The 8,177-nt window shown below is 70.6% G+C and carries 5 protein-coding genes and 1 pseudogene; 2 read left to right on the top strand and 4 right to left on the bottom strand.

All coding sequences use genetic code 11. The features are described 5' to 3' along the window. The 3 genes and pseudogenes from IE278_RS42320 to IE278_RS20820 form a co-directional block, all read right to left on the bottom strand. Positions 1 to 676 (bottom strand): annotated as a pseudogene (locus IE278_RS42320) (hypothetical protein); the annotation flags it as partial. A 145-nt stretch (positions 677 to 821) separates the two neighbouring features. Then, entirely contained in the window at positions 822 to 1,304 is a 483-nt protein-coding gene (locus tag IE278_RS20825; RefSeq protein WP_189774454.1) for a DUF1269 domain-containing protein, read from the bottom strand. Beyond that, positions 1,304 to 1,858 carry a DUF1269 domain-containing protein gene (locus IE278_RS20820; protein ID WP_189774452.1) on the bottom strand — a complete coding sequence of 185 codons (555 nt, stop codon included), beginning with the start codon at positions 1,856 to 1,858 and terminating at the stop codon, positions 1,304 to 1,306. The genes IE278_RS20825 and IE278_RS20820 overlap by 1 nt, the downstream gene beginning before the upstream one ends. 176 nt (positions 1,859 to 2,034) lie before the next feature. On the opposite strand from IE278_RS20820, the gene IE278_RS20815 reads away from it, so the two are divergent. Then, positions 2,035 to 4,731: an MGH1-like glycoside hydrolase domain-containing protein gene (locus tag IE278_RS20815; RefSeq protein ID WP_189774449.1), complete on the top strand. Its 2,697-nt coding sequence runs from the start codon at positions 2,035 to 2,037 to the stop codon at positions 4,729 to 4,731. Then, on the top strand, positions 4,728 to 6,200 hold the full coding sequence (locus IE278_RS20810) for an alpha-amylase family protein (protein ID WP_189774448.1): 1,473 nt from the start codon (positions 4,728 to 4,730) through the stop codon (positions 6,198 to 6,200). The genes IE278_RS20815 and IE278_RS20810 overlap by 4 nt, the downstream gene beginning before the upstream one ends. A 40-nt stretch (positions 6,201 to 6,240) precedes the next feature. Here IE278_RS20810 and IE278_RS20805 read toward each other — a convergent pair whose 3' ends face one another. Then, the gene (locus tag IE278_RS20805; RefSeq protein ID WP_189774447.1) at positions 6,241 to 8,043 is read right to left on the bottom strand and encodes a SulP family inorganic anion transporter; all 1,803 of its coding nucleotides are present in this window, start codon (positions 8,041 to 8,043) and stop codon (positions 6,241 to 6,243) included. Positions 8,044 to 8,177 lie beyond the last annotated feature (134 nt).

Raw genomic sequence — 8,177 nt, 5'->3', positions numbered from 1 at the left:
CATCGCCGTGCACGCCCTGGCGTCCCGCGCCGTGCGCTGTGCCGCGCGGGCCGACGGCGTCTGCGCCGCGGGGGCCGGCGTTGCGCTGGTTGCGCAGGCCGGTGCCGCCCTGGCGTCCCGCGCCTTGGGCCGTGAGGTCACGGCCGGTGCCGCCGTTGCCGGTGGCGGCGTAGGGACCCGCGCCTTGGGCCCCAACGTCGCGGCCGGGGACGCCGTTGCCGAGTGCGGCGTACCGTCCCGCGCCCGGAGGCGGGACGTCACCGCCCCTGCTGGCGGGTGCGTCGGTGTCCGGGGTCGGGAAGTCCGGGGGTGGCGGTGCGGGGATCGGTGGGGTGGACAGCGACGGCAGGTCGACGGACGCCTCGCGCAACGCGGCGAGGACCCGCGGCCAGAAGACGTCGGGCTGTTCCTCCGCCCCGTCGCAGGTGACCCACGCCACCGGGCCCGGCGCACGCCGGGTGTGCGCCCACTCCACGGCGAGAGCCGACTTGCCCGCTCCGACGGGCCCCACGACCACGGTCAACGGCCCCAGCACGCCCTGCGAGAGACGGTCCGTCAGCCGGGGGCGGGGGACCAACCACCTCGGCAGCGGCGGCACACCGGGGTGGGACATACGGGCCGGCGGGGGCGTGACAGCCGTGCTCGGCGAGCGCCGTCGTTCCGTCCGCTCGTCCATCGACGGTACCTCGCTCCCAGAGCAGTGGACGTCCGCCAGACGAGAGTGTGGCCCGCACCGGGGTGTCGCGGACCGGTGCGGGCCACATCTCACCCGGGTGAACTTCGGCCGGGCGGTTCCACCGTCCTCACTGCCGCCGGAGCCGTCACTGCTGCAGGGTGGCGATCAGCTCCTCCTCGCGCTCCTTGGTCAGCGACGTGCGCAGCACGGTGGGCCCGAACGGACGCAGCGCCTCCCGCACCCGGTCGGGCGTCGAACGCCGCACGAGCGCGAAGACCGCGGCCCTGCCCGGTTCGAGCGTGCCCGCGATCTCCTTGATGAACGCGTCGTTGATGCCCACGTCCGTGAGCTTCCCGGCGAGCGCGCCCGTGCTCGCGCCGACCGCGGCACCGAACACCGGCATCAGGAACAGCATGCCGAAGAGCGTGCCCCACAGGGCGCCCCCGGCGGCCCCGTGCGCGGCGGGGCTGAACGACTGGCGGACATGGATCTTGCCGTCCGGGGTCCGCCAGGCGAGGGCCGCGTCCTCCAGGTCGAGAAGTTCCTGCTTGGACAGGTCCTTCGAGAGGCGCAGCACGGATTCGGCCTTCTCCTTGTCCGAGAAGCCGAGCACGACGAGATCGGTCATCAGGACCTCCTGGTGTCCTGGCCGGATGTCCGGCCCTTGCGGGTGTGTTCCGCGGCGGACTCGTCCAGCCGCGCGACGGCGTCGGTGAGTTCCACGACCACCAGGCCGAGGGACTCCTCGGTGAGGAAGCCCTCCGCGACGGGCACTCCGCCCGCGTCGCGGATCGCCGCCCTCAGTTCCCTGGCCCAGGTGTGTTCGAGCAGTACGAAGCCGGCCGCGGTCCCCGGGGCCAACTCCCCTGCCAGGCGCAGGATGTCGTCCGGGGCGAGGCCGAAGGCGTTCCCCTCGGCGAGGGACGGGAACTGGGCCTCCGCGACTTCCAGCACGTCGCGCGAGATGCCGAGCAGCGCGGCGACGGTCCGCCCCATGCCCTCCGCCTGGTAGTCGAGCGTGACGAGACTTCCGTCGGCCTCCTTCTGTACGAAGAGCAGGTCCAGCAAGCGGACTTGGCCGCTGCGGTCGAGCGCCACGAGCTCGTCGATGATCCTTCCCTCGAACTTCGCGTCGGGTCCGAACTCGACCGTCAGCAGTTGCACGGGTCCGATCCTGACCATGGCCGCTCCCTTCGATGTGGTCCGTCTCCATCCAGCAGCCTTCCGGCGCGGTGCGCGTCACCCGCCACAGGTGAGGGGACGGGCCGGCCGGTGCCTCACCCGCGGTAGGTGAGGCACCGTCGGGACGGGCCGGACAGACTGACGCAGCCCCGGTAGGCCTGTGACAGGGAGCCAGGATGAGCGCGCGGACGAGCGACGAGCGGATCGGCCCGACCGGCGACGACGGAGGCCGATGGAGCCTGTGGGGGCCCTACCTGAGTGAGCGTCAGTGGGGCACGGTCCGGGAGGACTACAGCGAGGGCGGCGACGCGTGGTCGTACTTCCCGCACGATCACGCCCGTTCCCGGGCCTACCGGTGGGGCGAGGACGGACTGGGCGGCATCTGCGACGAGAAGCAGCGGCTGTGCCTGGCCCTCGCCCTGTGGAACGGCCGCGACCCGATCCTCAAGGAACGCGCCTTCGGCCTCACCAACGGCGAGGGCAACCACGGCGAGGACGTCAAGGACTACTACTTCTACCTGGACAGCACCCCGAGCCACTCCTACATGAAGTACCTGTACAAGTACCCGCAGGCCGAGTTCCCGTACAACGACCTGGTGTCCGTCAACCGCGACCGCGGCCGGCAGGACTACGAGTACGAACTCCTCGACACCGGTGTCTTCGACGACAGCCGCTACTTCGACGTGACGGTGGAGTACGCCAAGGCGGCGTCCGACGACGTACTGGCCCGGATCACCGTCGACAACCGCGGTCCCGACGAGGCGACCCTGCACGTCCTGCCCACCCTCTGGTTCCGCAACACCTGGGCGTGGCCGGACGGCGACGACACCCCGAAACCGCGGATGAGCGCGGCCGACGGTCCGCCCGGCACGGCGACGATCCGCGCCGGACACCCGCAACTCGGCAGCTACGACTGTCGGTTCGCGGCGTCCGCGCCCCTGCTGTTCACGGAGAACGAGACGAACACCGAGCGCCTCTTCGGCACACCCAACTCCTCCCCGTACGTCAAGGACGGCATCGGCAGGTACGTGGTGGACGGCGAGAGCGAAGCCGTCAACCCGGCGCGGGAGGGCACCAAGGCGGCGGCGCACCACACGCTCACCGTTCCCGCGGGCGGTTCGGCGACCCTGCAGCTGAGGATCGCGCCCACGGACTCGAAGCCGTCCGTCACCCGTGGCTTCGACGCGGTGTTCAAGGACCGGATCGCGGAAGCCGACGCCTTCTACCGGAAGCTGACCCCCGAGGGCGCGGACGAGGACCGGGCCCGGGTGCAGCGGCAGGCGCTCGCCGGGATGCTCTGGTCGAAGCAGTACTACTACTTCGACCTGGAGACCTGGCTGGCCGAACACGGCCTGGACCCGTGGTCCATGCCCCGGCCGGGTGTACGCAACCGCGAGTGGTTCCACATGGTCAGCGACGACATCGTCTCCATGCCCGACAAGTGGGAGTACCCCTGGTTCGCCGCCTGGGACCTGGCGTTCCACACCGTGGCCCTCGCGAGCGTGGACGTCCGCTTCGCCAAGGAACAGCTCGAACTGCTGCTCAGGGACACCTATCTGCACCCCAACGGCCAGATCCCGGCCTACGAGTGGAACTTCGCCGACGTCAACCCGCCGGTGCACGCCTGGGCCGCGTACTTCGTCTACATGATGGAGGAGCGCACCACCGGCCGCGCCGACCGCGAATTCCTGGAGCGCGCCTTCCAGAAGCTCCTGACCAACTTCACCTGGTGGGTCAACCGCAAGGACCCGGACGACCGCAACGTCTTCGAGGGCGGCTTCCTCGGCCTCGACAACATCGGCGTCTTCGACCGCAGCGCACCCCTGCCCACCGGCGGCCGGCTCGAACAGGCCGACGGCACCGCGTGGATGGCCCTGTACTGCCAGGCCATGCTGCAGATCGCCGTGGAACTCGTCGAGCACAACCAGGCGTACGAGGAACTGGTCCTGAAGTTCATCGAGCACTACCTGTGGATCGCCGCCTCCATGGACCGGGTCGGCGACCTCGGCGACGAACTCTGGGACGAGGAGGACGGGTTCTACTACGACGTCCTGCGGCTGCCCGACGGACAGGCCGTACGCCTCAAGGTCCGCTCGATGGTCGGGCTGCTCCCGCTGTGCGCCGCCACCGTCTTCCGGCCCTCCCAACTGGCAAGGGTGTCGGGCATCGGCGAGAGGCTGCGCCGCTTCGCGGACCGCCATCCGTCGCTCTCCGTCACGCTCACCTCCGCACAGGCGGGTACGGCGGGCGGCCCCCGTCTGCTGTCCGTGGTCGACGAGAAGAAACTGCTCAGGGTCCTCTCGTACCTCCTGTCCGAGGAGGAGTTCCTCAGCCCTTACGGCATCCGGTCCCTCTCCCGCCACCACGCCGAACACCCCTACCGCTTCTGGGTGAACGGCGACGAGTACCGGGTCGGCTACCTGCCCGCGGAGTCGGACACGGGGATGTTCGGCGGCAACTCCAACTGGCGGGGACCCGTGTGGTTCCCCATGAACGCCCTCGTGGTCCGGGCGCTGCTCAACCTGTACGGCTTCTACGGCGACGACCTCACCGTGGAGTGCCCGACGGGATCCGGTGTCCAGATGAACCTCTTCGAGGTCGCCCAGGAGATCTCGGAGCGGCTCACCCGGCTCTTCCTGCGCGGGGACGACGGACGCAGGCCCGTCCACGGAGGCCAGAAGATCTTCCAGGACGACCCGCACTGGCGGGATCTGATCTGCTTCTACGAGTACTTCCACGGCGACAACGGCGCCGGAATGGGCGCGGCCCACCAGACCGGCTGGACAGGGCTGGTCGCCACACTGATGACGGTCTTCGGCACGCTCACCCCGAACGACTTCCTGACCGACCGCGGCAAGAAGGGGACATCATGAGCGGGATCCCGGCACAGCCCGTCGTCCACGAGGTCAACACGCGTGTCTGGCTCCGCGAGATCCAGCGGCGGACCGGCCGCCAGGGGGGACTGGGCGATGTCCCCAAGGACGCCTGGGACGAAATCACCCCGCACGGCATCGACGCCGTATGGCTCATGGGGGTGTGGGAGCGCAGCCCGCAGGGCCGGGCCATCGCACTGCGGGACCCGTCACTGAGGGCCGCCTTCACCCGGGCCGTGCCCGACCTCCAGGAGGAGGAGATCGCCGGCTCGCCGTACTGCGTCCGCCGTTACGAGGTCGACGCGGACCTCGGCGGGACCGAGGGGCTCGCCGCCGCGCGCGCCGAACTCGCCGGCCGGGACATCGGACTGCTCCTCGATTACGTGCCCAACCATGTGGCGCCGGACAGCCCCTGGACGGCCGTGCACCCGGAGTACTTCGTGCGGGGGAGCGAGGAGGAACTGCACCGCGATCCGGGGGCCTACCTCTCCGTGGCGGGCCATGTCCTCGCCCGCGGCCGTGACCCCTTCTTCCCGCCCTGGCCCGACGTGGTGCAGCTGAACGCCTTCGACCCCGCCCTGCGCGCGGCCACCACGGACGTCCTCATACGGATCGGCGATCTGTGCGACGGCGTCCGCTGCGACATGGCGATGCTGATGATGAACGACGTCTTCGCCCGGACCTGGGGCGAGCGGGCGGGCGCGCGGCCGGCGGAGGACTTCTGGCCGACCGTCATCTCCGGGGTACGGCGTGCGCATCCCGACATGATCTTCGCCGCCGAGGCGTACTGGGACCTCGAATGGGGCCTGCAGCAGCAGGGGTTCGACTTCTGCTACGACAAACGGCTCTACGACCGCCTGCTGCACGAGGGCCCGGAGTCCGTCCGGGGGCACCTCACGGCGGACGAGACCTACCAGCGCAAACTCGTACGGTTCCTGGAGAACCATGACGAACCGCGGGCCGCGCACACGATGGACCCGGCGAAGGAGCGGGCCGCGGCCGTCATGATCGCCACGCTGCCCGGGGCGACCCTGTGGCACGAGGGGCAGTTCACCGGCCGCCGCACCCAGTTGCCGGTCTTCCTCGACCGACGGCCGGACGAGACCCCGGACGTCGCGCTGCGCGCGTTCCACGAGCGGCTGCTCGCCGCCGTCCACCGGAGCGGTATGCGCACCGGGCAGTGGCGGCTCCTCGACTGCGAGGGCTGGTCCGACAACTCCACCCACCGGAACCTGCTCGCCTGGGGCTGGTCGGGCGGAGCGGGCCTCTTCCTGACGGTGGTCAACCTCTCCGGGCACCGCTCCCAGGCGAGGATCCGGCTGCCCTGGCCCGAACTCGGCCCCGAGGAGCGGACGTTGACCAGTCTGCTCGACGCCGCCCGCTACCCGCGCTCCGGAGCCGAACTGACCGGTCCCGGACTCTTCGTCGACCTGGACGCCTGGGGCACGCACGTCTTCACGGTGTCCTGAGAGGGCCGGTCCAGGGCGCCGGTACAGGGTCGGTCCAGGATCAGTCCCGAGAAGACGGCCGGTCCTGAGAAAGTTGGTCCTGAGGCGATCCGTCCTGGGACAGCTCGTCCTGCGACGGCGGCCGGTCCCTCGCCGTCCACCGGGCGCCGGTCTGGGCACGGTAGGCGGCGACAGCGGCCTCGATGGTCGGGAAGAAGTGCGCCGGGTCGATGGTCCGCGTCAGTTCGTACCGCTCGATCTTGCGCCGCACCGGATCCTTCAGCTCGGCGAACACCAGGCTGATGCCGCGTTCGTTCAGCGACTCGTCCAGCTCCTCCAGTTCGTCGGCGGCCGTGGTGTCCACGTCGGTCACCGGCTCGGCCGCGATCAGCACCCAGACGGGCCGGGGTTCGCCGAGGGCGAGCCGCGTCACCTCGTTGCGGAAGGCCTTGGCGTTGGCGAAGAACAGGGGACCGTCGAAACGGTGGATCACCAGTCCGGGCAGATGCTCGGCCTGCGGGTACGAGCGGACGTCGTGGTAGCCCTCAAGCCCGGGCACCCGGCCCAGCACGGTGTTGTACGGCCACCAGGCCCGCCGGAAGACATTGAGGATGGACAGACCGACGGCCACCGCGATCCCGGGCAGCACACCGAGCAGGGCGACGCCCAGGAAGGCCGCGATCGCCAGCAGGAACTCCGTCCTGCGCTGACGCCACAGCCGTACCGTCCCCGGGAGGTCGGCCAGCGACACCGACGCCGTGATCACCACCGCGGCCAGCGCGGGCTGGGGCAGATTGCGGAACAGCCCGGGAAGCAGCACCAGCATGAGGACGATCAGGCCGGCCCCGACGACCCCGGTGAGCTGGCTCCGGGCGCCCGCCCGCTCGGCCACGGCCGTCCGTGACCCGCTGGTGCTGACGGGGAAGCCCTGGAACAGCCCGGCGGCCACGTTCGCCGCGCCGATCGCGGTCATCTCCTCGTTGCCGCGGATCTCCTGCCCGGTGCGGGTGGCGAACGCCGAGGCGTTGGAGATCGTGTCGGCCAGCGAGACCAGCGCGATGCCCAGGGCGCCGACGAAGAGCGGCCCGAGGTCGTCCCAGCGGATGTCGGGCCACGTCAGCGGCGGGAAACCCCGGGGCAGCTCACCGACCAGGCCGACGCCGTGCCGGTCCAGGTCGAAGAGCGAGGTCGCGGCGATCGCCAGCAGCACCATGACGAGGACCGCGGGCACCTTCGGCAGCCACCGCTGCAGGACCAGGATCAGCACGATCCCCGTACCGCCCACCGCCACGGCGGCCGCGACCGCCTTCCCGTCGGCCACCCCCTGGAAGAAGTCCCCGATCTCGGCGATCAGCCCGTCGGCGTCCGTCTTGAAGCCGAACAGCTTCGGCAGCTGACCGATCAGGATGGTCAGCGCCAGGCCGTTCATGTAGCCGATCATCGTGGGCTTGGAGATCAGGTCGGCGATGAATCCGAGCTTGGCCACCCCCGCCAGGAGCGTGATCGCCCCGACCATGAGCGCGAGCATCGAGGCGAGCGCCACGGCACGCGCGCTGTCCCCTCCGGCGACGATCAGGGGCAGGATCGTGGCGGCGATCATCGGGCCCAGTGAGGAGTCCGGGCCGAGCACCAGGATCCGTGACGGGCCGAACACGGCGTAGGCGAGCAGACACAGAACGGACGTGTACAGGCCGGTGATCGCGGGCAGTCCCGCCAGTTCCGCGTACGCCATGCCCTGCGGTACGAGCAGCGTCGTCAGGACGACGCCCGCGACGACGTCCTTGACCAGCCATTCCCGCCGGTAGGCCAGGAGCGTACGCAGCCCGGGCGGGACGCTCGAAGCGCTCTTCCTGTCACCTGGCATCGCGGCCCTCCGCCCGGTCCCTCGCCCCACGACATCTACCCGGTGGCGCACGAACCCGTCGTCACCTCGCAAGGGTGATGACGGGCGATCAGCCGCCACGGACGATATTCGCATCCGAATGTCCGGGAGCCGAC

The sequence above is a fragment of the Streptomyces tauricus genome (assembly GCF_014650955.1).
GTDB classification, from domain to species: Bacteria; Actinomycetota; Actinomycetes; order Streptomycetales; family Streptomycetaceae; genus Streptomyces; species Streptomyces tauricus.
This window is presented reverse-complemented; position numbering and strand designations above follow the sequence as displayed.